Source organism: Dyadobacter sp. CY261 (assembly GCF_021440085.1).
Classification (GTDB): domain Bacteria; phylum Bacteroidota; class Bacteroidia; order Cytophagales; family Spirosomataceae; genus Dyadobacter.
This window is the reverse complement of sequence record NZ_JAKCPW010000004.1, coordinates 236,653-263,408: the sequence shown is the minus strand read 5'-3', so window position 1 is coordinate 263,408 and position 26,756 is coordinate 236,653. Positions and strand designations below refer to the sequence as shown.

Genomic DNA, 26,756 nt, shown 5'->3' with positions numbered 1-26,756 from the left:
CCCGAAAGACTATGAACAAGAGCAGCTTGTTGCACGCATTAGACCAGGACTATATAGTGAACGAAATCATCAAAGACCAGCCAGACGGAGAGGGCCACGGCGAACCGGCTATCATCAAGGTGATTGGTGTTGGGGGAGGTGGCAGCAATGCGGTGAACTACATGTTTCAGAAGAAGATCAAAGATGTGGAGTTCGCGGTTTGTAATACCGACAGGCAGGCTTTGGCTAACAGCCCCGTTCCGGTGAAAATCCAACTCGGTGCCACGCTGACGCAAGGCTTAGGGGCGGGGACCGATGCAACTAAGGGAAAGGAAGCGGCCCTGGAAACTATCGAGGAGATCAAAGGCCTGCTGGGAGGATCGACGCAAATGGTTTTTATCACTGCCGGTATGGGCGGTGGCACAGGTACCGGTGCAGCACCGGTGATCGCGCAGCTTGCCAAGGAAATGGGTAAACTGACCGTCGCTGTCGTAACCGCACCTTACACCTGGGAAGGACTTGACAAGAAGGAGCAGGCGCTTGAAGGTATAGAGCAACTCAAAGAATACAGCGATACCGTGCTAGTCGTTCTGAATGATAAACTGGAAGAACTTTATGAGGATATGACATTGACCCAGGCATTTGCAGAGGCCGATGGAATCCTTTTGAACGCGGTAAAAAGTATTTCCGAAATTATTACGACAAACGGTAACATCAACACCGACTTCAAAGATGTGGAGAAGGTGTTGAAAAGCGCCGGCCAATCGGTAATGGGCACTTCGGAGGCAACCGGCGCGGAACGCGCTCAGAAAGCGATCAAAGAGGCGTTGGATTCTCCTCTGCTCAACGACCGCGATATCCGCGGCGCGAAACGGATTCTCGTGACATTGGCAACCAGCAAAAAGAAGGAAGCCACGATGAAGGAGCAGCGCGAGATCTGGCAATACGTGCTGTCGCAAGTAGGCGGTGAAGCCAGAATGTTCAAACTAGGTACCATTACCGACGATTCACTGGACGACAAGTTGCGTGTTACCATCGTGGCAGCCGGTTTTGACAGCATCGAATCGCCTATCCCGGGAATTCAGCTCAAAGGATTAAAAAACAAGCCTGAGGAAAAGCCGGTGGTGATAGCAGCACCCAAAGAGGAACTTCCTGAACCCGTAGCGGTAGAAGGGGAGGAGCTGATTTTGACTGGCGAGGTGGCCGAAAACACGCCAACCGGCTCTATTGACATCGTATTGGAGGATGAAACAGTGACCCGCGGCTTTGATCCTATCAATATTTCACTGACCGAGGTGGAGCCCCAGGACGACTGGACTGATGAGGATGCGTTGAAGATGGAAATGATGGTAAAGTCGTTCAAAGACGGACTCGTCAAATATTCGGATCTCGAAGGTCCTGCATTCAGAAGGAGTAGGGTAGAGCTTTGGAGACGCCCCGCCATTCCTGCGCACGAAATGGAGCAGCACTGGCTGAAATAGAATATGAAAAGGGAGCTTCGAGCTCCCTTTTCGCTTATCAGAAATGGATGATTTGTCCTGCCTGTATTTCGAGTAATTCCTTATAAAGCGCATTGGAAATCATATTATCGCTGTAATGCGAGCGTATCTGTGCCAGTTTGACCCTCAATGCTAATGTGTTCATTCCCAGATAACTGAAAACGTCGTTCAAATGGCTCAACGCGATGGCTGCGCCTTGCATATTGGAGGATAACCCTACCAATGCGGCCTTTTTGTTTGAAAAACTATTAGGGTAAGGCAGCCCGTCGATAAATGCTTTTAAAACACCCGGGTAAGAGCCATTGTATTCCGGAACGATGAACACGAACTTGTCGGTTTGTTCCAATAATGATTTCAAATTATTGAATGCCTCATTCCTTCCTGAATTCGCGTACAATGCCGAGACCGTGAAATCATCCGGCAGATTGACCAGATCGAGAACAATGCTTTCAGCGCCGTGCTGTTGGAGGATGCCTTGGTAATAATCTGCAATTTTCCGGGACATTGAATTGGGCCGGTTTGTACCAACGATAATTACTATTGGCGATGTAGATGGAGTCATTTGAAAGCCCTTGTAAACGGCGCATCGGGCTGTGCCGGTTTATGTTAGTTGTCCTTAGTAACAAATAATGGATAAAATTGTTCGAAATGTGCCGCTGCGAGAGGCAAAACTAAACGTCAAAATGACACGTTAGCAGCGGGTTTTCATGATACACAACAATTATTCTTATATTTGAACCCGTTATTCATCGTGAAATCTCAATAATCGTCTGGCTTTCAGATTGTTATATATAAATCAACCCACATAAATATGTCCTGGTTTATTCGGAAAGAAAAAGGTATTAATACACCGACTGAAATGAAGCGCGAAGCGCCGGACGGTTTATGGTATCAATGTCCTAATTGCAAAAAAATTACACCTACCAGGGAACATAAGCAGAATGCTTTTACCTGCCCACACTGTAATTACCACGAGAAGGTCGGGTCGGATGTGTATTTCAACCTGCTTTTTGACGACAACGAGTTTATCGAACTCGACGCTAATCTAACCTCAGGAGACCCGCTGGGCTTCGTGGATACCAAGGCTTACCCGGACCGTATAAAATCGACCATGAAGAAGACTGGGTTGAAAGACGCGGTTCGTACAGGTCACGGAAAAATGAACGGATTGGACCTTGTGATCGCCTGTATGGATTTCAGTTTTATCGGCGGATCGATGGGCTCGGTAGTGGGAGAGAAAATCGCCCGCGCGATTTCTTACTCGCTCGAAAAGAAGGTTCCATTTCTGATGATTTCGAAGTCGGGAGGAGCCCGTATGATGGAGGCGGGGTTTTCGCTCATGCAAATGGCTAAGACCTCGGCACGCCTGGCGCAATTGTCGGAGGCCAAAGTGCCTTATATTTCGCTGCTTACTGACCCTACAACCGGTGGTGTAACAGCTTCTTACGCGATGCTCGGTGATTTTAATATTTCTGAGCCCGAAGCCTTGATCGGTTTTGCGGGTCCGCGTGTTATTCGCGAAACGATCGGCAAAGATCTGCCAAAAGGTTTCCAGAGTGCGGAATTTGTGCTGGAACACGGCTTTTTGGACTTTATCGTCGATCGCAAGGATTTGAAAGATAAATTGACAAGCTTGCTCAGTATGCTGAAATAGCCAATAGCATTTAGCAAAGCGGCCCGTCAGGTTATCTGGCGGGCCGCTTTGCTGTTATAATGTTGAATGCGATTAAAGCATTGATCACGGGCAAAAATCTTTACGACGCGTGTCGGTGATGTCGTTGATCTTCCAGCCTGTACTGGTTTTGATCAGATTGAAAACGTTCACGCCGCAATGTGAGAACTTCCCGCCAAGGTGGAACTTATAAGGTGCCCAGACCACGGCCATGGGCCCGTCGATGGAAACCTTTACGTCGTAAATGCGCTCGTCCCATTGATCTTTATGCGGCGAGCCCACGGCTTTCACAAAGCCATCGACGCTGCCTTTGTGCGTGATTACCGAGTCGGCGGCGTTTTTGGAAATGGAAGTCAATGTAGCGGTTTTGGTAAATACGCTTCTGACGGCGGTGGAGTCGCCATTCCGCATGCCGTCAAAAAGCCGGTCTACGACCTGTCGGGCAGTATTTGCCTCCGCTTGTGCGTGTGCGTGGTTTGCAGCGGAGATAAGGATCGTGATGAACAGAACCAGTGTCAGGAAATGGCTAATAGGTTTCATTTGTATAGTTTTAACAAAAACTTAATTTTGAGACCCTTCAAAAATTTGGGAATCGATATGTCGGAAAAAATAGTTAAAAAAGTAGATATAAAGAACAGGCGGGCCTCATTCGAGTACTTCTTCCTGGAAGAGTTCACAACCGGTATGGTGCTGACTGGCACGGAAATCAAGTCAATCAGGCAGGGGAAGGTCAATTTTCAGGATGCCTATTGCCTGTTTATGGATGGAGAACTCTTCATTCGCAGCCTTCACATTTCGCCTTACACCGAAGGTACACATTACAACCACGAGCCGACGCGGGACCGCAAGCTGCTGATAACCAAACGCGAGCGGAGGAAGCTGACGGAAGGTTTAAAGGATCAGGGTCTGACGATTGTACCCGTCCGGTTGTTTACCAGCGAGCGCGGTCTGGCGAAGCTGCACATTGCCTTAGCAAAAGGTAAAAAACTTTACGACAAGCGTGACAGCATTAAGGAGCGGGATGTTAAGCGTGAAAACGATCGGGCAGGCTACTGACGAGGTCTGTTTCTGAATCTCCGAAAAGTGCTAATATGGTGATAATGGGGACTTTCGCGTAAATTCTTTCCACAATATTTGAAAATACCGGATCGTTTTTTCTGGTGAAATATTCTTATATTGTGGGAATTAACTACCACAGAGCTCATGGGTAAAGTACTGGTTCTGAATCAAGATTATAGCGCACTAAGTGTTTGCACAGTTCCGAAAGCGTTCCTGCTGGTTTACATGAAAAAAGCGGAAATGCTCGCCGAATCACAGCAGGAGCATTTAAGGACTATTAACGACAGGTATCCCATGCCAGTCGTCATCCGTCTCCATCGTTACATACACATACCGTATAGAGGCGTAGTCATGACCAGGCAAAACCTCTTCAAGCGGGACGGCAACCGATGTCAGTATTGCGGAACACATGATAATCTGACATTGGACCATGTAATGCCAAAATCGAGAGGAGGCAAAACTACATGGGATAATCTGGCCACCGCCTGTAAAAGATGCAACTCCCGTAAAGGAGACCATACGCCGGAAGAGGTTGACATGCCCTTAAAGCAGCGCCCTTTCCGGCCTTCTTTTTTAATGTTCATTCGTGATTTTTCCGGTATGGCCGACGATGAGTGGCTGCCGTATCTCGGATCGAAGGAGCGTTCGTGTTAACATCGTTCCTTGACGGTGCTGAATTGCGTGATGTCATTTGTTGTCATGTATAGTCATTAATTGTCAGGCAATGTGGCGCTAGTCCGTTACTCCAAGCCAAATTCCCTTCCCAAGTTGCTTTATCTGACCACACCTGGCAACCTCTGACCTTCCCCCTACGCCGTATATCTTCCGGTGTAAAATTAAATCGCCCAACCATTCGGAAGTTGCCTCTGAATCGCGTAATTTTGCGCTCTAATTTTTCAAAAAATACTTGTTGAACTAATTTTCAGCCGGTTAGCTCGGCGGCTGATGTATCGAAGAGCCATTATTCCTATTTATGTCTAAGGAAAAGCAAAATCAACCACTTCCCGAATTCGATTGGGATAAAGCATCAGACAAAGGTTTCGGAACCGCTTATTCATCAGCTGACCGTAATCGTCTGGAACAAATGTATGAAACTACCCTTTCGCCTGTTTCGGAAAAAGAAGTAGTTAAAGGTGTTGTAGTGGGTATTACAGACCGCGAGGTGATCCTGAACATCGGTTTCAAATCTGATGGTATCGTTTCATCCAATGAATTCCGTGACATTCCCGGTTTGAAAATCGGCGATGAAGTGGAAGTCTACGTAGAGAACCAGGAAGACGCACAGGGTCAGCTGGTACTTTCACGCAAAAAAGCAAAAGTTATCACTGCATGGGATAACATCCAGAAATCATTCGACGAGGATGTGGTTATCGATGCAAACGTGAAGAGAAGAACCAAAGGTGGTCTTATCGTTGATATATTTGGCATTGAAGCATTCTTGCCAGGTTCACAAATCGATGTGAAACCAATCCGTGACTTCGATGTTTTCGTTGGAAAGCGTATGGAGGTGAAGGTTGTGAAAATCAACTACGCTAACGATAACGTAGTAGTATCTCACAAAATCCTGATTGAAAAAGATCTTGAAGCACAACGTCAGCAAATCCTGAACAACCTTGAAAAAGGACAGGTTCTGGAAGGTGTGATCAAAAACATGACCAACTTCGGTGTGTTCATCGATTTGGGTGGTGTTGACGGTCTGTTGCACATTACCGATATTTCATGGGGCCGTATCAACCACCCATCTGACCTCCTTGCATTGGATCAGAAACTGAACGTGGTTGTACTCGACTTCGACGAAGAGAAAAAACGTATTTCTTTGGGTCTGAAACAACTTCAGTCACACCCATGGGATTCTCTGGACGAGCAAATCCAGGTTGGATCGAAAGTTACCGGCCGCATTGTGAATGTTGCTGATTACGGTGCTTTCCTTGAAATCAAACCAGGTGTGGAAGGTTTGATCCACGTTTCTGAAATGTCATGGTCTCAACACCTGCGCAATCCTCAGGAGTTCATGAACGTGAACGACGAGATCAGCGCGGTTGTCTTGACTTTGGATCGCCAGGAGCGCAAAATGTCATTGGGTATCAAACAACTTACCGAAGATCCATGGACACAAGGTTCATTGAAAGAGAAATATGCGATCGGTACCCGTCATAAAGGTGTTGTTCGTAATCTGACCAACTTCGGTCTCTTCATCGAACTTGAAGAAGGTATCGACGGTCTGGTACACGTATCGGATCTTTCATGGACTAAGAAAATCAAACATCCTTCCGACTTCGTGAAAGTAAACGACGAACTGGAAGTAGTTGTTCTGGAACTCGACGCGGACAACCGCCGTCTTGCTTTGGGCCATAAACAGCTTGAAGAAAATCCATGGGATACTTTCGAAAGCATTTTCGAAGTAGGTTCCGTACATAAATCTACGATCGTTGCGAAGGGTGATAAATTCGCTACACTCGAACTTCCTTACGGAATCGAAGGTGTTGCTTCTATCAAGAACCTGGCGAAAGAAGACGGAACATTTGCTGAAGTAGGTGAAAGCCTTGACTTTACTGTTCTTGAATTCCTGAAAGACGAGAAGAAAATCGTTCTGACGCACTCGAAAGTGAAAGGCGTACCAGCTGAGGAAAGAAGAGAAGAGAAGCCTAAGGCTCCTAAAAGTGCTCCTGCTTCTGAGTCGGCAAGCAAAGAAGCAGAGAAATCTACTTTTGGTGACCTGAGCGTTCTGTCTGCTTTGAAAGAGCAAATGGAAGAAAGCGAGAAGAAAGGAAAAAAGTAAAATAAAATAGGAGCAGAAGAATTTTTTAATACTTTTGCACCCGGATTAGCTGCCAGCCCCGTGCGGGCAGCTAATCTTTTCAAAATGGTTCCGTGGCCGAGTGGCTAGGCAGAGGTCTGCAAAACCTCGTACAGCGGTTCGAATCCGCTCGGAACCTCCCCTGAATTTGTGGCGCTTTTCCCCAGTTTAAGCACACAAAAAAATGCCTGAAAAATACCATTTGGAACAAGCTTTTTAGACGAGCTCCAAATGGTATTTTTTTTGCTATTTGTTTGAAAATCAGTCTTTAATAAATTTGTAACTACTGTTAAATCAGTGCGGCAAATTAGACAAATTATAAATAAGAAGGTGGGGTAAAATATCCCTTAAATACTTTTGTGGATAAAAAATCGTGAGCTAGTTTTGTCTGTTGAAGAATAATGAATAGTTGATTATGAATATACCATTCCGAATGGACGCTAAGTTTTGTTCCTTCTTTAATTACCCCAAAACCTTTCTAGCTCTCGTTTTAGCTATCTTATTAAGCGTACCAACTTTAGTGTCTGCTCAGGATAGCACTGCGGCAGCGGGCGCTGCGGCACCGGCCGGAGGTGGTGATGCTGCAAAGGGTGAGTCGATCTTCAAAAACAACTGCGCTCAATGCCACGCACCCACTGATGAGCGTGTAGTTGGTCCCGGTTTGAAAGGTGCAAGTGCTCGTCACGATTTTGCCTGGCTTGCGAAATGGGTACGTAACTCGCAAGCGGTGATCGCATCTGGCGATCCTTACGCTGTTAAAATTTACAACGAATATTCGAAAGCTCAGATGACGAGCTTCCCGAACCTTTCGGATGATGATATCAAGGCGATCTTCGCTTATGTAGACAAAGCGTCTACTGCTGCTCCTGCCGCTGCGGCAGCTGGCGGTGGTGGTGGCGCAGCGGCTTCTGGTGATGCCAAAGGCGGTGCACCTTCCGATTTGTTTGTGATCGTATTAGTTGCATTGGTAGTAGTAATGGTACTGGTACTCGGCGTTTTGCTGGTGATCGTATCGCTTCTTTCCAAGGCTGTTAAGGGCGGAGATGCAGGAACTGAGGCTCCCGCCGGTGAAGGTTTCGGAGGCTTGCTTAAAAGAATTTCTGTTGATCCGGCCATCCGTTCTGCAACACTTTGGATCTTCGTGCTGCTCGTATTGAAATCAACAATAGACGGCGCGTTTAATATAGGGGTTCAGCAAGGATACGCTCCGAAGCAACCTATATCATTCTCTCACAAATTGCACGCAGGCGAATACAAGATCGACTGTAACTATTGCCACACCGGCGTTAATCGCGGTAAGTCGGCGCACATCCCGTCTGCTAACATCTGTATGAACTGCCACGGTGTTATCAAAAAGGAATCTCCTGAAATTCAAAAGATTTATACTTCTATTGAGAACAACCAGCCTATCGAATGGGTGCGCGTTCACAACCTGCCTGACCTGGCTTACTTTAACCACGCACAGCACGTAAATGTGGGTGGCCTGGAATGTCAGAACTGCCACGGTGATGTTGAGAAAATGGAAGTAATACAGCAACGTTCGTCATTGACGATGGGATGGTGTATTGATTGTCACCGTAAAACCGAGGTTAATACCAAAGACAATCAGTACTACGACAAGCTGGTACAGTTGCACGCTTCTGAAAGCAAAGAGGCTTTGAAAGTAGCGGATATTGGTGGCCTGGAATGTTCTAAGTGCCACTATTAATCAAGGAAATTAATACCGGATACAACTCATTGTATTGAATAGTTTTATGGAAAATTCTAATAAAAGATACTGGCGGGGACTTGAAGAGCTGAGGAATGATGAGAAGTTTGTAAAAGATGCGAGTTCAGAGTTCCCAAGTGCGCCGACAGAGAGTCAGTATGAAAGTTTGGTGGATGGCGTAGGCACCCATCGCCGTGATTTTCTTAAAGTTTTGGGCTTTGGAATGGCAGCGGTATCCCTGGCTGCTTGCGAAACACCGGTAAAAAAAGCCATCCCCTACGTTAATAAGCCAGAAGGCGAATTTCCTACAATATCTAACTGGTATGCATCCACTTACGCCGAAGGTGGAGACTACGCGAGCATCCTGGTCAAAACCCGTGAGGGACGGCCTATTAAAATAGAAAGCAATTCCCTTTCAAAGGTGTCTTACGGTGTAAGTTCCCGCGCTCACGCGTCGCTTCTTGGCCTATATGATAACGAAAAACTGAGAGGTCCTAAAAAAGGAGAAGATACCAAAATCAGCTGGGAAGCTGTCGACAAGGAGATCGCTGATCAACTTGCACAGATTGCAGCCAAAGGTGGAGCAATCCGAATTCTTACTTCCACGATATTGAGCCCGTCGACCAAGGCGGTTATCGCAGATTTCACTGCAAAATACCCAACCACAACACACGTGGTTTACGATGCCAACTCTTCTTACGCGCTTGTAAAAGGAAATGAGTTGTCATTCGGAAAAGCCGTTATCCCCACTTACGATTTCAGCAAAGCGAAAGTAGTGGTAGGCATCGACGGCGACTTCCTTGGAACATGGCTTGCTCCTGATACATTCTCGAAACAGTTTGCAGACACCCGTCGTGTAAGCAGTGATAAAGAAGGTAAAAAAGAAATGTCACGTCTGTATCAATTTGAGTCGACGCTCTCATTGACCGGTGCTAATGCCGACTATCGTATAGCAGTGAAGCCTTCGCAAATTGGTCTGGTTGCAACTGCATTATACAATAAGGTTGCGGCGAAATTGGGCGGAACTCCCGTTGCAACGGCGGCACTCAACATTCCTGAGCTGGACAAGGCGGCGGCGGACCTCGTTGCAGCAAAAGGCCAGGCACTCGTTGTATCCGGAATCAATGATCCTTCGGTACAAGTGGTGGTGAATGCATTGAACAGCCTTCTGGGTAGCTACGGCTCGACAATCAATCTTGACAAGCCTGCTTATTACCGCCAGGGTAATGATATCGCTACCAACCAATTGATTGATGAGGTTAAAGGTGGCAAAGTTTCAGCATTGATTTTGTGGGGCGCTAACCCGGTTTATGATCACCCGCGTGGTGCTGAACTGGCGGCTGCATTGCCACAGGTTTCATTGAGCGTGTCTTTCAACGACCGTCCTGATGAAACATCCTCACTTTTGAAATACATCCTTCCTGCTTCGCATTACCTGGAATCATGGGGTGATGCAGAACCAATCGCCGGATCATATAGCTTAATGCAACCAGCTATCAGTTTGATTTTCAGTACACGTCAGGCGCAATCGAGTCTCCTGAAATGGGCTGGGGCCTCCACTGATTTTCATGAGTATGTGAAAGCATATTGGAGAAAGAATATTTATCCACAATCGGGAGGTGGTGACTTCGAACAATTCTGGATCAAGTCGTTGCATGACGGTGTTTTTGAGGTAACTTCTACTGCTCCAACAGGAGCAGGGGCTGCATTCTCTGGAAACCTTGCTGCTGCTGCTGCAGGTATTGCTAAAAAATACAAGGCTTCTTCATCAGGTCTCGAACTTGCGATCTTCGAAAACGTAGGTTTGGGTACAGGTGCTTCCGCCAACAATCCATGGTTGCAGGAGCTTCCTGATCCGATCACTAAGGCCTGCTGGGACAACCATGCCGGCCTCTCTCAAAAAACAGCAACAGAACTCGGCCTTGCGCAGGGCGACGTTGTAAAGGTTGATTTGAAAGGAAAATCGGTTGAATTACCGGTGATCATTCAGCCGGGACTTGCACAAGGCACCGTAGCGGTCACAATCGGTTACGGTCGCGAGAAAGCAGGTAAGTCTGCAAATGGTGTGGGTAAAAATATTTACCCGTTTGCAACATTCACCGACGGCTTCCTGAACTTCACACCAGGTGAGGTAACGCTGTCGAAAACAGGTGATACCCGCGAAATAGCACAGACTCAGACGCACAACACAGTGATGAACCGTAAATCGGTTCTTCAGGAAACAGTGCTGGCTCACTTCCAGAAAGACCCGATGGCCGGCCGTTTCGTTCCGAAAATCCAGACTTCCGATGGTGAAGTGGACGCAACTGACCTGTCACTTTGGAATGGCCACAAATACAAAAACCACTCATGGGGTATGGTGATCGACCTGAACACTTGCTTCGGTTGCGGTTCATGTGTGGTAAGCTGCCAGAATGAAAACAACATCCCAGTTGTAGGTCGTCAGGAAATTATCAATGCACGTGAAATGCACTGGTTGCGTATTGACCGCTATTACAGCAGCGATGCAGATGTGGAAGATCTGAGAGGATTGGAGATCGCTTCTGAAAATCCGGAAGTTACATTCCAGCCGATGCTTTGTCAGCACTGTAACAATGCACCTTGCGAAACGGTATGTCCGGTATTGGCTACTACCCACAGCTCCGAGGGCTTGAACCAGATGGCTTACAATCGTTGCGTAGGTACAAGATATTGTGCAAATAACTGCCCATACAAAGTACGTCGTTTCAATTGGTTCAAATATTTTGATAACGACAACTTCGATTACGCATTCAATAATGACCTTGGTAAAATGGTCATTAATCCTGATGTAACAGTACGTTCAAGAGGAGTTATTGAGAAATGTTCGATGTGCGTTCACAGAATCCAGGAGGCTAAGCTTACTGCGAAGAAAGAAAGAAGACGCATTGTCGACGGTGAAGTAAACGTAGCTTGTGCATCTTCCTGCCCGACAGATGCTATCACTTTTGGAGATATGAACGATCCTGAAAGCCGCATTTCGAAATTGCTGGAAGTAGAAAGAGAAGGACGCGCATTCCACATGCTGGAAGAAATCAACGTTCGTCCACAAATTTCTTACCTCACCAAAGTCCGTAACAAGGACTTGGCAGCAGCCAAGGCGGTTGAGAAAGAGCACGCTTAATTTTCAGAGTTAGAATTATTGACGATCCAATCATTATAAATAAATAGTAGTATGCATGTTACTTCACCTGTAAGAGAACCGCTGATTCAAGGTGGGAAAACGTACGCGGACGTAACGGAAGACATATGCCGCCACGTGGAGGCAACTCCAACGAAAGAATGGAAGATCGCTTTCGGACTTTCGCTCATCGTTTTGGCATATGGATCTGTGTGTCTCGCGTGGACCTGGTGGGAAGGCCTCGGAGTTTGGGGTTTGAATAAAACAGTTGGTTGGGCCTGGGATATCACCAACTTCGTATGGTGGGTAGGTATCGGTCACGCGGGAACGTTGATCTCCGCGATTCTCCTGCTCTTCCGTCAGAAATGGAGAACTTCCATCAACCGCGCGGCAGAAGCGATGACGATCTTCGCCGTAATCTGTGCAGCTTCTTTTATTTTGATGCACATGGGTCGTCCCTGGATGGCTTATTGGGCGCTTCCATTACCCAACGCGTTCGGATCCCTTTGGGTCAACTTCAACTCACCGCTCGTTTGGGACGTATTTGCGATCAGTACTTATTTCTCGGTATCGTTGGTTTTTTGGTATATCGGTCTGATTCCTGATCTTGCTACCATCCGCGACCGTGCCACGAGCAAAGTTTCCCGCTTCATGTACGGAACTTTCGCAATGGGCTGGGACGGTTCAGCTAAAACCTGGGCGCGTTACGAATACATTTCTTTGATCCTCGCGGGTCTTTCTACGCCACTTGTACTTTCGGTACACACCATTGTAAGTATGGACTTTGCTACCTCGGTAATCCCGGGATGGCACACGACGATCTTCCCTCCGTACTTCGTTGCAGGTGCGATTTTCTCGGGGTTCGCGATGGTACAAAACCTGATGTTGATCACGAGGGTTGTTTACAAACTGGAAGATTACATAACCCTCGAGCACATCGAGACTATGAATAAGGTAATCACTCTTACCGGTTCAGTAGTAGGTGTGGCTTACATTACCGAGTTCTTTATTGCCTGGTACGGTGGTGTTGAATATGAATACTACGCATTCTTTAACCGTATGACTGGTCCTTATTGGTGGGCATACTGGGCGATGATGACCTGTAACGTAATCTCCCCGCAGCTATTCTGGTCAAGAAAACTGCGCCGCAGCATTACTTTTACCTTTTTCATTTCTGTGATTGTAAACATCGGTATGTGGTTCGAGCGTTTTGTAATTATCGTAACCTCCCTGCACCGTGACTACATTCCTTCAAGCTGGGCAATGTTCTCGCCGACCAGATATGATATCGGGGATTACATTTTCTCTTTCGGTTTGTTCTTCACATTGTTCCTATTGTTTTCAAAATACCTGCCGGTTGTAAACATGGCCGAAGTAAAAGCGGTATTGCGTTCAACTTCTGCACAAATGCCTGCTAAGATCGCCGGTGTTGCCAAAGTAAGACAGCGTGGAACTGCTGAACCCGCTTACAACAAGGATCAGGAATAAAAGCATAGCGAAATAGCGAATTATAGAGATTATAATTAAGTAATAGTATGGCAGAATTATCTGGTAAATATTTGGTCGGAGTTTACGACGATGACGATACTGTTCTTCACGCGGTTCCCAAGTTGAGAAAGGCCGGTGTGAAAATCAAAGAAGTATATTCTCCATTCCCTATTCACGGGTTGGACGAAGCATTAGGCCACCCAAGAACCCGTATCGGTATCGCTGCCTTTATGTTTGGTGTAACAGGATGCTGCGTGGCATTGACACTGATGATCTGGACAATGGGTTACGACTGGCCAATGATTATCGGCGGTAAAGATCCGATCTCAATCCCCAACTATATCCCGATCACATTCGAATTGACAGTACTTTTCACTGCATTCGGGATGGTAACTACATTCTTCATTTCAAATGGCCTTGGACCAGGTACGCATTTTCACCCGCGTTTCGACGTCCGCTCGACTGACAACAAATTTGTCATGGCGATCGACATGAGCAGAAACTCAATGACCGAAGACGAAATATCGAGAGCATTGAAAGACAGCGGTGCGGAGGAAGTCAACATTAAGCAATTTTAATGGAGTTTAAAACGATGAAATTCAAGAGTTTATATAAATATCTATTGGTTGCCGCTGTATTGATTACTGCTGCCGCTGGTTGTAAAAAGGATCCTAACAATCCCGGAAAGGAATATGCGCCAAATATGTACCTGCCCGTAGGTTATGAACCATACAAACAGGAAAAAGCCAACCCGATCAATCCGCAGGGCCTTACCATGCGTTTGCCGGTGGCTGGAACGGTTGCGAGACGTAACTACCGCACCAATTTCGGTGAGTCGGATTCAGCAGTTGTAGACCTGATGGTTTACAATATTCCTGCCGACAGCATTGAGATCGCAGAAAGAGTACTTAAAAACCCAGTTCCCTTGAATGAGAAAACTCTCGCAGAGGGAAAGGTATTGTACGACAGATATTGTCAGCATTGCCACGGTGCAACCGGCGCCGGGGACGGAAAAGTAGGAGCGATGTACAAAGGTGTTCCCAACTATGCGAGCGACGCTTACAAGAACCTGAATGAAGGACATATTTTCCACGTGATCACACACGGAAAGGCACGCATGTGGCCTCATGGATCGCAGATCAACCCGGAGGAGCGATGGAAAATCGTACACTATGTACAGAAATTGCAGAAAGGGGCTTAAGTACAATTTTGAAAACAGAGAAATAATTTAAATAATGGCATCAGCACATTCGATTCCTTCTATTGAAGAACGGTTTGAATTTACATCGGGAGCTAAGAAAAGTTTGCTCATTGGTGGCGGTGTAGGACTGGCTCTTGTACTATTAGGAGCATACCTCGCAGCCAATGGCGGTGGTGGTCATGAAGTGGCTGCACACGGAGCAGAGCACGCTGCGGCGGCAGGCCACGCGGCTGCCGAGCATGGAGCGGCTGCGGCTCACGGAGCCACGGAAGCACACGGAGCTGCCGCTGAGGGCGGTCACCATGCCAAGAGCTGGGTTGCGCGCATTTGGGCTAACCTTTGGGTGAATGGTGTATATTTTACCGGAATGTCCGTTGTGGGGATGTTCTTCCTTTCCTATAACTACCTGGCGCAGGCTGGCTGGTCGGCGGTATTTAAAAGAGTACCCGAGGCGTTACCCGCATTCCTTCCTTTTACAGGCGCCGTATTGATCATTACTTTCCTTTTGGGTGGGCACGATCTGTTCCACTGGACACATAAAGGTCTTTTCGAAGTAGGAGGTCCCGAATATGACAAGATCATCGCTGGCAAGCAGGGATATTTGAATACACCCTTCTTCCTGGGCCGTCTGGTAGCGTATTTCGCGGTCTGGTATTTGATGTGGAAAAAGCTTCGTAACCTGTCATTACAGGAAGATGAGATCGGTGGAACTGAGTTCTATGAAAAATCGATCCGTCTTGGAACAGCGTTCCTGGTTGTATTCGGTGTTACATCTTCTACATCAGCCTGGGATTTTGTGATGTCGATCGACACACACTGGTTTAGCACCATGTTCGGTTGGTATACTTTGGCTAGCTGGCACGTAGCTGGTCTGGCTGTGATTACCCTGACTATCGTAACATTACGCGAAAAGGGTTACCTGAGAGCCGTTAATTCAAGCCACTTACGCGACCTTGGCAAGTTTATATTTGCATTCAGCATTTTCTGGACTTACGTATGGTTCGCTCAATTCCTTTTGATCTACTACGCTAACCTTCCTGAAGAAACGATCTATTTCATTGAGCGTTTCCGCGGACACGGTGGATTTTTCAAGGCACCATTCTTTATCACCTTGTTCCTTAACTTTTTCTTCCCATTCCTGGTATTGATGACCCGTGATGCGAAGTTTACACATTCAATTCTAAAAGTGGCTTGCTGGAGTGTGATCGTCGGACACTGGTTCGATTTCTACACGAACGTTATGCCTGGAACAGTTGGTGCAAGTGCTGAGCTTGGTCCTTTGGAGTGGGGCTTCTTCCTGATCTTCCTTTGTGCATTTGCATATTCAATCGCAAATCAATTGACTAAGGCAAATCTGATCCCGAGAAATCACCCGATGTTGGAGGAATCACTGCATCACGATATCGCCTAATTGCAAAACCAGTAAATCATCATGTATATTATTATCGCATTAGTTGCTCTTGTATTCATTGTCCTCACCGGGGTAGTCATTTCCAGGTTGCAGGGTGTTTTGAAGAGTATCAACAAAACCGATTCGGACGAAGTTGTAACAACTGGTAATAAATTCAACGGTGCCATGTTTATCGTGGTGTTGGTGGGCGGTGCTATTTCCATTACCTGGTCATATCTGCATGCCCGCGAATTTTTCCTTCCCGAAGCGTCTTCTATCCATGGACGGAGAACGGATGACCTGTTTTGGTTTTCGATGGGTATCCTGACAATTCCTTTTATCCTGGTGAACTTCCTCGTATTCTTCTTTGCCTGGAAATACCAGCATAAAAAAGGACACCGTGCAACATTCTATCCTGACAACCATAAGCTCGAATTGATCTGGACTATCATCCCGGCTATTGTAATGGCATTGCTGGTGTTTACAGGTTGGAAAGCATGGTCGGACATCACTTCCGAGGCCCCACGAGACGCGGAGGTGATCGAAATCACAGGTAAGCAATTCAACTGGATCGCTCGTTACGGCGGTGTTGATAATAACAAGCTTGGTGACTACAACTATAAATTGATTGATGCACAGAACGAAGTAGGTATCGATTTGTCGGACGAAAATTCTTTCGATGACTTTACCAACCCGAGTGAAATGCACATTCCGGTGGGCCGTCCGGTGCTTTTAAAAATTCGGGCCCGTGATGTATTGCACAGCGTATTTATTCCGCACATGCGTGTGAAAATGGATGCGGTTCCAGGTATGCCGACCAAATTCTGGTTCGTACCGGACAAGACAACCGCTGATATGCGCGCCGAAACCGGTAACCCGAAATTTGACTATGAGATTGCTTGTACGGAGGTATGTGGACAAGGTCACTTTTCAATGAAAATGAGATTGATCGTGGACGACGAGGCTACATACAAAAAATGGGTTTCTGAACAGGCAACTTTCTTGCAAACTTATCCTGAGTATCTTGCAAAAGTACCTGAGAATCTGAAAGCGAAGGCCATGAAATATGTGCCTGCCGAAGCAGCGACTCCTGCCGCAGACAGTTCAGCAACATCTGCTGGCGGTGCCGGAGCAAGTTCTAGTCTACGATAATTCTATTAATTAAATACAATAAAAGTATATGTCAGCTATTGAAGGATTGGAAACAGCTCACCACCACGCAGACGAGCATGACCACCACCATGAAGCACAAAGCTTTTGGCAGAAATATGTATTTTGTGAAGACCACAAAGTAATTGCCAAGCAGTATCTGATCACGGGTATTTTGTGGGCTGTTATCGGTATTACCATGTCGGTGATCTTCCGTATCCAGCTTGGTTTGCCCGACTCTAACCTGTCCTGGTTGAAGCCTATTTTAGGTGGGTGGATCAGTGATGCAGGCAAACTAGATCCTAACTTCTATCTGGCCCTTGTTACGATGCACGGTACCATTATGGTATTCTTCGTATTGACGGCCGGTTTGAGCGGTACTTTCAGTAACTTCCTCATTCCACTTCAAATAGGTGCCCGCGACATGGCGTCGGGTTTTATGAACATGTTGTCGTACTGGTTCTTCTTCCTGGCCAGCGTGATCATGTTTGCTTCGCTGTTCCTGCAACAAGGACCGGCGGCTGGTGGTTGGGTAATTTACCCTCCATTGAGCGCATTGCCACAAGCGCACCCAGGCTCCGGAATGGGTATGACATTGTGGTTGGCTAGTATGGCATTGTTCATCGTATCGCAGTTGTTGGGTGGTATCAATTACATTACTACTGTTATCAACTTGCGTACAAGAGGTATGTCTTTCGACCGCCTGCCTCTGACGATCTGGTCGTTCCTGATCACGGCGGTATTGGGTCTGATTTCTTTTCCTGTATTGTTTTCATCGGTATTGCTCCTGATTTTTGACCGTCACTTCGGTACGAGCTTTTATCTTTCTGACATTTATATTAATGGTGAAGCGCTGCCAAACGTGGGTGGTAGCCCGATCTTGTTCCAGCACTTGTTTTGGTTCCTCGGCCACCCTGAGGTATACATCGTGTTGTTGCCTGCTTTGGGTATCACTTCCGAAGTTATAGCCACAAACTCACGTAAGCCTATTTTTGGTTACCGAGCGATGATCGCTTCGATGTTGGGTATCGCATTCCTTGCATTTATTGTATGGGCTCACCATATGTTCGTAACAGGTATGAACCCGTTCCTGGGTTCGGTCTTCATGTTCCTTACTCTGATTATCGCGGTTCCTTCTGCGGTGAAGGGCTTTAACTACATCACAACACTCTGGAAGGGTAACATCGTGTTCACGCCAGGTATGTTGTTTTCAATTGGTCTCGTTTCATTGTTCGTATCAGGGGGTTTGACCGGTATTATTTTGGGTAACAGTGCACTGGATATTCAATTGCACGATACCTACTTCGTTGTTGCTCACTTCCACCTTGTAATGGGTGCGGCGTCGGCATTCGGTTTGTTCGCGGGGGTTTACCACTGGTTCCCTAAAATGTTTGGACGGATGATGAACACGTCGTTAGGGCAGGCGCACTTCTGGATGACTTTCATAGGAATTTACCTGGTGTTTATTCCAATGCACTACGTAGGTATTGCAGGCTTCCCTCGTCGTTACTACCAGTTCACCAGCTACGACTTTACGCATAAGTTTATGGATATGAACATGTTTATCTCCGTCGCGGCGATATTCACGTTCCTTGCGCAATTCATATTCCTTTGGAACTTCTTTTACAGCATTTTCAAAGGAAAGAAATCTCCGCAAAACCCCTGGCATTCAAATACGCTGGAATGGACTGCTCCAATCATTCCGGGTCACGGAAACTGGGAAGGCGAGATTCCTGCGGTGTACCGTTGGTCATATGATTACAGTAAACCAGGTGCAAAAGAGGACTTCATTCCTCAGAACATTCCGTATTCTCAAACGCCAGAATCGAACTTACCTCATGAGAATGAGCTGATCGCGATCGAGAAGGTGATTGAGTCCCAAAACTTTAATGACCAGTTCAAAACACATCATTGATCTTAAAGCCAATCGCCGGTTCCGGCGATTGGCTTTAAATACGCTGATTACGCTCTATCTCGTAGTTGTTGCGGGGGGAGTCGTAAGGAGTACCGGCTCAGGAATGGGCTGTCCCGACTGGCCGAAATGCTTCGGCAGATGGGTGCCTCCGACCGAAGCATCACAACTTCCTCCCAATTACAAGGAAATTTATGGTGTGAAACTGAAAGGGGAGGTGGAGTTTAATCCCACCAAAACCTGGACAGAGTACGTCAATCGACTTGTGGGCGTCTTCACGGGGATTATGATATTCCTGACGCTGCTGGCTTCCATTCCTTTTCTGAGATCCGGAAACAAGCAAATATTCTTTTTAAGCTTGGCGGCTTTTTTGTTGACTGGCTTTCAAGGATGGCTCGGAGCGAAGGTAGTATCATTTGAATTGCATCCGGTGATCGTAACTGTACACATGTTACTGGCCATCGTGATAATTTTCATTCTGCTCTATGTATTTACATGGGCCGGATATGTTGAGAATGTTTTAACGCTGCGTGAAGGTAGCGAAAAGGTACTCAACGGAATTGGAATCCTGGTGATGGCGTTGTCGTTGTTCCAGATTCTCCTGGGTACGCAGGTACGTGAAGCGATGGACGTAGTGATCATGGAGCTCGGTTACGGGGCGAGATCACAATGGATCGAAGGGCTGGGAGTTAATTTTTATATACACCGCTCTTTTTCAATATTGGTTTTTGTCGTTAATGCGGTCTGGATCAACAAAGTATTGAAATCGGGTAACAAAGGCACAGTAGCAGGCAAAATTGCAACGGCCTGCCTCTGGATACTGATCGCGGAGATCGCGACGGGCGTGCTGATGGCTTATTTCGGAGTTCCCGCATTCGCACAGCCGATTCACCTGACATTCGCTATTTTGCTGATCGGCTTGCAGTTTATTGTCTGGCTGGTCGTAAATGGCAAAAAGTATTTAAAATACAAAGGCGTGGCCGTAGCTAGTGGCAGCCAGTTTTAGAATATTCAATTTCTGTAATAATGATTTCAGTAGAGGAAAGTGTCGGCGGGGTTGGAAAGATCAGAGAGAGATTAGGGGTTTTATTTGAATTATTGAAATTCCGGTTGGCGTCATTGATAGCTTTTTCCGGAGCAATGGGATATTGTTTGGGATCACGCGATGTAAAGACCAGCGATCTCGTGCTTTTTGTTCTTGCTTCTATTGGTATTACTGGTGCTGCCAATATCATCAACCAGATCTTAGAGAAGGATCTGGATAAAATGATGAAAAGAACGGCCTCGCGTCCACTGCCAAGCGGAAGAATAACAATAGAGCAGGCAGCTATCTGGGCGGTCATCCTGGGCGTGTCCTCGCTTGTGATATTTGTAACGGTATTCAACCTGACGACTGGATTGATTTCTTTGTTGTCACTCGTACTTTACGGGTTTGTATACACGCCGTTGAAGCGTGTGGGGCCGATTGCCGTGTTTGTAGGAGCATTCCCCGGCGCATTTCCTCCGATGATCGGGTGGGTGGCCGCAACGAACCATTTCGGTCTGGAACCTGGCATCCTGTTTGCGATCCAGTTTTTCTGGCAATTCCCGCATTTCTGGGCTATTGCATGGGTTTTAGATGAAGATTACAAAAGAGCAGGTTTCAAATTGTTGCCAGCTAACGGTTTGAAAGACTCCGATACGACATTGCAGATTATGATCTATACGTTGTTCCTGCTTCCGATCGGGTGGTTGCCGTACGAGCTGGGAATGACGGGTATTAACTCCGCATTTATTGCAACGGTTTTCGGAGTGTTGTTCCTCGCACAGACGTTCCACCTGATGCGCAAATGCACTGACAAGACGGCAAGACAGCTGATGTTCGGATCGTTCATTTACCTGCCTATCGTACAAATTGCTTTTTTGTTGGATAAATTGTGATATAGATTTAAGTGAAAATGGAAAACGTTCAGCAGTATAAATTGGAAAGAGGGCCGCAGGAGACGCTTGCAATGGACCCGAAGAAATTCATTCTTTGGTTGTTCCTCGTAACGATCATCATGCTTTTTGCCTCTCAGAGCAGTGCCTACCTGGTCCGCCGTGCCGAAGGTAACTGGCTTGAATTTGAAATGCCGCAGATATTCTGGTATAGCACGGCCGTGCTGTTAATGAGTAGCGTAGCCATGCAATGGGCCTATTTTTCGGCAAAAAAAGATCAGTTCCAACAATTGAAAATAGCAATTTCTATTACTTTTGTACTCGGCCTGCTCTTCCTTTGGATGCAGTTTGAAGGCTGGAAAGAGCTGGTGGCAATGAATGTCTATTTTGTTGGAAACCCGTCCGGTTCGTTCTTTTACGTATTCACCGGGCTCCATGGTTTTCACATTATTACCGGCCTGGTTGTTTTAATGTTTGCATTGTTGTCCGCATTCAGGTTGAACACGCATTCCAAAAATCTGAGAAGAATTCAGATCAGTGCTACTTACTGGCACTTTCTCGATATACTCTGGTTATACCTTTTTGTTTTTTTATTGACCTTTAATTAATATTTCTTTATCAATGGCGGCACATGTAACAACACCCGGCGCGGTAGAACCCAAAATGTGGTTGGGGGGTATTGAGCCTATGAAAGCAAGTTACGGCAAACTGATGATGTGGTTCTTCCTTATCTCAGATACCTTTACTTTCTCTGCCTTGCTGGTGGCATATGGTACAGCCCGGTTTAGTTTCCCCGCTTTCTCCGGAAATCACGAAGATTTTACATTCTCCAATATGTACTGGCCCGTGCCTGAAAGGGTTTATGAGTCGGTGCCGTTCCTGCATGGCGTTTCCCTGCCGCTGGTTTTTGTTGGTATTATGACATTCATCCTGATCGCAAGCTCCGTAACAATGGTACTTGCAGTGGAAGCCGGTCACCGCATGGACCGCGCGAATGTTGAGAAATATATGCTTTGGACGATCCTGGGTGGTTTTACCTTCCTTGGTTGCCAAGCTTGGGAATGGAGCCACTTTATCCACGGTACCGATGCTGGTAGCGTCATGAAGGTGATGGAGAACGGTGCTTGGATTGAAAAGACGATCTTTGGAGCTAACCTGACAGAAAACCAGTACGGCCCTCCCGCATTTGCGGACTTCTTTTTCTTCATTACAGGTTTCCACGGAACCCACGTATTCAGTGGTGTGATCCTGAACATTCTGATCTTCTTCCGTGCTGCAACCGGTTTTTATGATAAAAGGGGAAGCTACGAAATGGTTGAGAAGGTAGGTCTTTACTGGCACTTTGTGGATCTGGTTTGGGTGTTTGTATTTACATTCTTCTACCTGGTTTAAATTATCAGACAATATTAAAATTGAACTAAAATGGCGGAAGTACACCATCACCACGTACACAACCAGGATCCCGAAGCAGGAGCTGAACAACGCAAAGCGATTTGGAAAACCTTTTGGATCCTTTTGATTATCACCTCACTGGAGTTCGTGATCGCTTTTACTGTCCCTCACGGAGTTTTGAAGGTGTCGATTTTCATCGTCATGACGATCGTGAAAGCGTTCTACATCGTAGGGGAGTTTATGCACTTAAAACATGAAACGAAAACGCTGATCTGGTCGATACTTGTACCGGTGATATTCGTAGCCTGGTTGATCCTGGCACTCCTGCTCGAGGGAAATGCAATTTTCGAGGCGATTTTTGGATAATAGATTATAATGAAGAAATTCCCCAAAGCCGGATTACTGATTATCACATTAGTAATACCGGCTTTGATTTTTACTTTACTAAAACTGTTCGGGACCAACCATTATGACCTGCCGTATTTTGTGGCGGAACGTAATGCAGACAGCTCGGTGATCGTTCAAAGCGGCGATACGCTGTTCCATCAGGTTTCCGCAGACTGCGGTGTTTTCGGGGCCGTTAATCTGGACGCACGTTTAACGTTAGTAACCCGAATGCCGTCCCGCTGTGGAGAGCCTTGCGATCGGACGATGGACGAGTTGGAGCGAATAGCAGCCTTAAAGAGCGCCATTCCTGAATTGCAGATACTGGTGATTGCCACGGATACGATTCGAAGAGGAGATTGGCAGTCGGTGAAGGCAGACAGCATTACGATTCAGGGCTGTTTTGCAAAAGAATTGTCGGATCCGGAAAGAGGGAGTGAGAAAGCAAATGGTGCGGCGGGACAAATCGTATTGATAGACCGCAGCAAGCACGTGAGAGGCTTTTATAAAGCCGGAGATGCGGAGGAGACCGACCGGCTTATGGCCGAGATCAAGATTCTCGATTACGAAAAGAAGAATGAGAAATAAGTGAGCATGGCTACATTAACAATCGAAAGAAAACCGAAATACGAACGTATTATCAACATTTTGGCAATCGTCATTCCGGTGGCTGTTGCATTGCTGCTGGGAATCCGGCAGAAAATCGATCTGGGTACCTGGACGAAAGTGCTCCCGCATATTATAGGTGTGATCAATACACTGACGGCCATGTTGCTGATCATGGGGTTCTATTTTATCAAACAAAAGAACATCTCCGCGCACCGGCAGGCGATGACCGGCGCATTCGTACTCGGTGCGGTGTTCCTGGTATGCTATGTGCTTTATCACATTTCAAATGAGGCCACGCCATTTGGCGGCAAAGGCTTTATTCGCCCTGTTTATTACTTTTTGCTGATTTCGCATATCGTGTTGTCGATCGGGGTCGTTTGGTTTGTATTGCGTGCGGTGTATTATGGTTATACTAATCAGATCGCGCAGCACCGGAAGGCTGTGAAATGGGCGATGCCGATCTGGCTTTATGTAAGTGTAACCGGTGTGATCGTTTACTTGATGATAAGTCCTTATTACGTATGAAAAGGTTTTTGGTAATATCCGGATTAGTGATTCTATTTGTGATGAACAGTGCTGGCGCGTTCGCACAATGCGCGATGTGCCGTGGGTCGGTAGAAAGCTCCATGGGCAATGGCCGTAATAATGTTGGCGTCGGACTCAATACCGGCATTATGTTTCTCTTTGTAATGCCTTACCTGCTTGTAGCCGTGATCGGTTACCTTTGGTATCGTAATTCAAAGCGTGCACAGCACGAGCGTCAGTTTGTAGCGACGCGTGTGAGACAGGCATACGAGGGTTAATCAGCAAGAAGGTATTTAAGGGCGGACCATAGCGGTTCCGCCCTTTTTTTGTGGTTTTGTTTTAACAAAATATTCCGTTGTAATGGCGTAGATACCGCATTGCGCGTCTTTAAAGAGAAACACCTGCCACCATGCGTCGTCTCTTTGTTTGCCTTCTCTTTTTGCTAATTCAGTTTTTCGACACCTATGCGCAGACTTTTTCAACTACCAAGCCCTGGACTTACTGGTGGTGGATGGGCAGTGCGGTCAATAAGGCCGACATTACTGCGCAGCTTGAATATTTCGGCAAGTCTGGTTTGGGGGGTGTGCATATCATTCCGATTTACGGGGTCAAAGGTTATGAAAAGGAAAACATATCATTCCTCAGTCCGCAATGGCTGGAAGTAATGCGGCATACGATTCGTGAAGGCAAAAGGATCGGGCTGGGTGTAGATATGACCACCGGCACCGGCTGGCCATTCGGCGGGCCTAATGTAACTTCGGTCACCGCGGCGCAAAACATGACCGTCGTGGACGGGAAGCCGGTTGTTAAGCCAACAGGGCAGAAGGTAAAGCGGCCCGCACCGGGCGGCGACGGTTTTGTGCTGGATCCATTCAATGCCACAGGAATGTCACAGTATTTGTCGCGATTTGATTCTGCATTCAGCAAATCGCCTGATAAACCCAGGTCAATGTACAATGATTCCTATGAAGCATATGGTGCGAATTGGACGACGGATTTCGTAAAGGAATTTCAATCAAGACGAAAATATGACTTGCTAGGCAAGCTGTCAATGCTTAGCGATTCGACCGGAAATCCGGAGGCTACATTAGTAAAGATAGATTATCACCAGACCCTGGCGGAACTGCTTTTGGAGCGGTATGCCGTTCCATGGTCTGATTGGAGCCGCACACACGGTTTCAAGACGCGGTATCAGGCGCACGGCTCACCAGGTAACCTCCTGGATTTATATGAAACGGCCGACATTCCGGAAACTGAATCATTTGGAACCAGTCGTTTCAGTATACCCGGTTTACGTATCGATCCGGATTACTCCATTGATCAGTTTGGCACGCCGAATGTTTTGGCGATGAAATTTGCGTCGTCGGCAGCGAATTTGTCAGGGAAGAAGCTGGTGAGCTCCGAAACGGGTACCTGGCTTGCTAACCATTTTAAAGTTTCGCTTTCGCAGATCAAGCCGCAGATTGACGAGCTTTTTACGGCAGGTATCAATCACATTTTTTACCACGGAACGACATATTCTCCGGAAAAGGAAGGGTTCCCAGGCTGGCTGTTTTATGCCTCGACCAATTTTGGAAAAACCTCTCATTTCTCAGAATATTTCTCATTACTGAACAACTATGTCGAAGCGTGCCAAAAGCTGTTGCAGGATGGCAAGCCGGACAACGATGTGCTGGTCTATTTCCCGATCCATGATTTGTGGGCTACCAAAGCGAAGTCCGGCGGCGGTGTGCATTTGCTGGAAGTGCACCACGTAGATCGTTGGTTACTGGATTTGCCATTTGGAAAATTGTCTGGGAAGCTTTGGAGGGAAGGTTATGCTTTCGACTTCGTGTCGGATTTACAGTTGAAGAAATTGAATGTCGGTGCAAATGGTGTATTGAGTTCAGGCGACGCTAACTATAAAACTTTGCTTATCCCGTCGGTGACCTATTTGCCGGAAGAGACATTGAAGGAGCTGCAAAGACTGGCTAATGCGGGTGCGAAAATCATTTTTGATGGAAAGTTGCCGACAACTGTGACGGGTAATGCGAGCCATGAGCAACGGCAGCAATTATTCTCTGAAAGTTTAGCCCAAATTTCAAAACTCAAAACTGTACGCGTTTCAACCGACCTGAATGCTGACCTCTACCAGTATGGTGTGGTGAAAGAGCAATTGGCCGAAAAGGGACTCACATTTATTCGGAAGAAAGCAGCCAGTGGTTTGCCGCTGTATTTTGTGACAAACCTTGGCAATACATTTCAAAGCGGATGGGTACGGATTGGGAAGGGTGAAACGATGTCGCGGAATACACCGTTGAAGGGAGAATCCATGATGTTCATCCGAACGGCCGCTGGGCACGATGAGGTGTATTTAAACCTGCCACCCGGAGAATCGTGTTTCCTGGAAGGTGCTAAGGATGGCTCGGATTTGCCGTTTGCCAGCAAAACTTCGAAAGAGTTGGAGATAAAAGGAACCTGGGAGGTCACATTTCTTCAAGGGAAACCATCATTGCCAGCACCAGCGAAGCTTACTACACTTAAATCCTGGACAACTTTGTCCGATTCGGCGGAATACTTTTCTGGAAAAGCCCGCTACCGGATCATTTTCGACCTAAAAGGGCCATTGAAGCGATTCGAAGATGCCGGAATTAATTTAGGTGATGTTCGGGAAGTGGCGCAGGTGACTTTGAACGGGAAAGACTTGGGTACGGTTTGGCATATTCCCTTCCAATTGTATGCGGGTCATGCATTAAAATCAAAGGGTAATGTCCTTGAAATAGAAGTAACCAACCTTTCAGCCAACTACATGCGCCTCCGCGACCAGCAGCAACCCGACTGGAAGAAATTTTACGACATTAACATCGTGGATATTACCTACAAAAAATTCGATGCGACGCGCTGGCAGCCGATGCCTTCGGGCCTCCTCGGACCTGTAAGGCTGATTTACTAGTCGA

The 26,756-nt window shown here is 46.7% G+C and carries 24 protein-coding genes and 1 tRNA gene; 23 read left to right on the top strand and 2 right to left on the bottom strand.

Features of this window, described 5'->3' with window-relative positions; genetic code table 11:
- The first annotated feature begins 11 nt into the window (after positions 1 to 11).
- A complete protein-coding gene (gene ftsZ / locus LZD49_RS13740) occupies positions 12 to 1,460 on the top strand; it encodes a cell division protein FtsZ (protein ID WP_234668142.1) in 1,449 nt (482 codons plus the stop codon).
- Positions 1,461 to 1,497: 37 nt separating this feature from the next.
- On the opposite strand, the gene LZD49_RS13735 is transcribed toward ftsZ, so the two are convergent.
- The gene (locus tag LZD49_RS13735; protein WP_255721012.1) at positions 1,498 to 2,040 is read right to left on the bottom strand and encodes an NADPH-dependent FMN reductase; all 543 of its coding nucleotides are present in this window, start codon (positions 2,038 to 2,040) and stop codon (positions 1,498 to 1,500) included.
- 249 nt (positions 2,041 to 2,289) lie between these two features.
- On the opposite strand from LZD49_RS13735, the gene accD reads away from it, so the two are divergent.
- Entirely contained in the window at positions 2,290 to 3,132 is an 843-nt protein-coding gene (accD, locus tag LZD49_RS13730) for an acetyl-CoA carboxylase, carboxyltransferase subunit beta (RefSeq protein ID WP_234668140.1), read from the top strand.
- An 84-nt stretch (positions 3,133 to 3,216) separates the two neighbouring features.
- On the opposite strand, the gene LZD49_RS13725 is transcribed toward accD, so the two are convergent.
- Positions 3,217 to 3,690, bottom strand: coding sequence for a nuclear transport factor 2 family protein (locus LZD49_RS13725; protein ID WP_234668139.1), 474 nt, complete (start codon positions 3,688 to 3,690; stop codon positions 3,217 to 3,219).
- 57 nt (positions 3,691 to 3,747) lie between these two features.
- Between LZD49_RS13725 and smpB the strand changes: the two genes are divergently transcribed.
- The 21 genes from smpB (at position 3,748) to LZD49_RS13620 (ending at position 26,752) form a co-directional block, all read left to right on the top strand.
- Complete coding sequence (gene smpB / locus LZD49_RS13720; protein ID WP_234668138.1) at positions 3,748 to 4,206, top strand: SsrA-binding protein SmpB; 459 nt, start codon at positions 3,748 to 3,750, stop codon at positions 4,204 to 4,206.
- Positions 4,207 to 4,353: 147 nt separating this feature from the next.
- Positions 4,354 to 4,863, top strand: coding sequence for an HNH endonuclease (locus LZD49_RS13715; RefSeq protein WP_234668137.1), 510 nt, complete (start codon positions 4,354 to 4,356; stop codon positions 4,861 to 4,863).
- 319 nt (positions 4,864 to 5,182) lie between these two features.
- On the top strand, positions 5,183 to 6,988 hold the full coding sequence (rpsA, locus tag LZD49_RS13710) for a 30S ribosomal protein S1 (RefSeq protein WP_234668136.1): 1,806 nt from the start codon (positions 5,183 to 5,185) through the stop codon (positions 6,986 to 6,988).
- A gap of 86 nt (positions 6,989 to 7,074) precedes the next feature.
- A tRNA-Cys gene (locus LZD49_RS13705) sits at positions 7,075 to 7,145 on the top strand.
- Between the two features lie 294 nt (positions 7,146 to 7,439).
- On the top strand, positions 7,440 to 8,714 hold the full coding sequence (locus LZD49_RS13700) for a c-type cytochrome (RefSeq protein WP_234668135.1): 1,275 nt from the start codon (positions 7,440 to 7,442) through the stop codon (positions 8,712 to 8,714).
- Between the two features lie 46 nt (positions 8,715 to 8,760).
- Positions 8,761 to 11,856 carry a TAT-variant-translocated molybdopterin oxidoreductase gene (locus LZD49_RS13695; RefSeq protein ID WP_234668134.1) on the top strand — a complete coding sequence of 1,032 codons (3,096 nt, stop codon included), beginning with the start codon at positions 8,761 to 8,763 and terminating at the stop codon, positions 11,854 to 11,856.
- Positions 11,857 to 11,907: 51 nt separating this feature from the next.
- Entirely contained in the window at positions 11,908 to 13,341 is a 1,434-nt protein-coding gene (gene nrfD / locus LZD49_RS13690) for an NrfD/PsrC family molybdoenzyme membrane anchor subunit (protein ID WP_234668133.1), read from the top strand.
- A 47-nt stretch (positions 13,342 to 13,388) separates the two neighbouring features.
- Complete coding sequence (locus LZD49_RS13685) at positions 13,389 to 13,919, top strand: DUF3341 domain-containing protein (protein ID WP_234668132.1); 531 nt, start codon at positions 13,389 to 13,391, stop codon at positions 13,917 to 13,919.
- A complete protein-coding gene (locus LZD49_RS13680) occupies positions 13,919 to 14,542 on the top strand; it encodes a cytochrome c (protein WP_234668131.1) in 624 nt (207 codons plus the stop codon). Before LZD49_RS13685 ends, LZD49_RS13680 begins: the two co-directional genes overlap by 1 nt.
- Positions 14,543 to 14,576: 34 nt before the next feature.
- A complete protein-coding gene (locus LZD49_RS13675) occupies positions 14,577 to 15,953 on the top strand; it encodes a quinol:cytochrome C oxidoreductase (protein ID WP_234668130.1) in 1,377 nt (458 codons plus the stop codon).
- Between the two features lie 21 nt (positions 15,954 to 15,974).
- A complete protein-coding gene (locus tag LZD49_RS13670; RefSeq protein WP_234668129.1) occupies positions 15,975 to 17,084 on the top strand; it encodes a cytochrome c oxidase subunit II in 1,110 nt (369 codons plus the stop codon).
- A 28-nt stretch (positions 17,085 to 17,112) separates the two neighbouring features.
- On the top strand, positions 17,113 to 18,996 hold the full coding sequence (locus tag LZD49_RS13665) for a cbb3-type cytochrome c oxidase subunit I (RefSeq protein WP_234668128.1): 1,884 nt from the start codon (positions 17,113 to 17,115) through the stop codon (positions 18,994 to 18,996).
- On the top strand, positions 18,971 to 19,999 hold the full coding sequence (locus tag LZD49_RS13660; RefSeq protein ID WP_234668127.1) for a heme A synthase: 1,029 nt from the start codon (positions 18,971 to 18,973) through the stop codon (positions 19,997 to 19,999). The genes LZD49_RS13665 and LZD49_RS13660 overlap by 26 nt, the downstream gene beginning before the upstream one ends.
- A 20-nt stretch (positions 20,000 to 20,019) precedes the next feature.
- On the top strand, positions 20,020 to 20,913 hold the full coding sequence (gene cyoE, locus LZD49_RS13655) for a heme o synthase (RefSeq protein WP_234668126.1): 894 nt from the start codon (positions 20,020 to 20,022) through the stop codon (positions 20,911 to 20,913).
- A 17-nt stretch (positions 20,914 to 20,930) separates the two neighbouring features.
- Complete coding sequence (locus tag LZD49_RS13650) at positions 20,931 to 21,518, top strand: cytochrome c oxidase subunit 3 (RefSeq protein ID WP_234668125.1); 588 nt, start codon at positions 20,931 to 20,933, stop codon at positions 21,516 to 21,518.
- A 13-nt stretch (positions 21,519 to 21,531) separates the two neighbouring features.
- The gene (locus tag LZD49_RS13645; RefSeq protein ID WP_234668124.1) at positions 21,532 to 22,302 is read left to right on the top strand and encodes a cytochrome c oxidase subunit 3; all 771 of its coding nucleotides are present in this window, start codon (positions 21,532 to 21,534) and stop codon (positions 22,300 to 22,302) included.
- Positions 22,303 to 22,332: 30 nt separating this feature from the next.
- Positions 22,333 to 22,668, top strand: a complete 336-nt coding sequence (locus LZD49_RS13640; RefSeq protein ID WP_234668123.1) for a cytochrome C oxidase subunit IV family protein — start codon at positions 22,333 to 22,335, stop codon at positions 22,666 to 22,668.
- A gap of 9 nt (positions 22,669 to 22,677) precedes the next feature.
- Positions 22,678 to 23,274, top strand: a complete 597-nt coding sequence (locus tag LZD49_RS13635) for a hypothetical protein (protein ID WP_234668122.1) — start codon at positions 22,678 to 22,680, stop codon at positions 23,272 to 23,274.
- A gap of 6 nt (positions 23,275 to 23,280) precedes the next feature.
- Positions 23,281 to 23,820 carry a DUF420 domain-containing protein gene (locus LZD49_RS13630; protein ID WP_234668121.1) on the top strand — a complete coding sequence of 180 codons (540 nt, stop codon included), beginning with the start codon at positions 23,281 to 23,283 and terminating at the stop codon, positions 23,818 to 23,820.
- Entirely contained in the window at positions 23,817 to 24,098 is a 282-nt protein-coding gene (locus LZD49_RS13625; protein WP_234668120.1) for a hypothetical protein, read from the top strand. Before LZD49_RS13630 ends, LZD49_RS13625 begins: the two co-directional genes overlap by 4 nt.
- A 131-nt stretch (positions 24,099 to 24,229) precedes the next feature.
- Positions 24,230 to 26,752 (top strand): glycosyl hydrolase, encoded by a 2,523-nt coding sequence (locus LZD49_RS13620; protein ID WP_234668119.1) that lies wholly within the window; start codon positions 24,230 to 24,232, stop codon positions 26,750 to 26,752.
- Positions 26,753 to 26,756: the final 4 nt, after the last annotated feature.